Raw genomic sequence first — 222 nt, 5'->3', positions numbered from 1 at the left:
CGTAGGCCCCGGCAATCGGCTCCGGCCCCCGCGCGCCCAGACAGGTCATCGGGTGAGAGGTGCCCGCGCCGCCTACCATATCCAGCGGCTGCACGATGGTGCAGCCCTGGCGTGCCCAGTAATCCAGTAAGGTCAGGATCAGACACTGAAATGACTAGGTATCAAACTTTTTCAAGTTGTTTACGCACGCGATAAGTTTATAAAAGTGGACGTAAGTATACA

General features: G+C 55.9%; 1 protein-coding gene. It reads right to left on the bottom strand.

Annotation, left to right across the window (positions count from 1 at the left end; all coding sequences use genetic code 11):
• Positions 1-142, bottom strand: a 142-nt coding sequence (locus QCD69_RS22710) for a glycine--tRNA ligase subunit alpha (protein ID WP_301253592.1), incomplete at its 3' end; no start/stop codon positions are given.
• Positions 143-222 lie beyond the last annotated feature (80 nt).

The sequence above is a fragment of the Erwinia sp. PsM31 genome (genome assembly GCF_030433775.1).
In the GTDB taxonomy this organism is placed as follows: Bacteria; Pseudomonadota; Gammaproteobacteria; order Enterobacterales; family Enterobacteriaceae; genus Erwinia; species Erwinia aeris.
The sequence above is the reverse complement of the archived record's forward strand: the minus strand, read 5'-3'. Positions and strand labels throughout refer to the sequence as shown.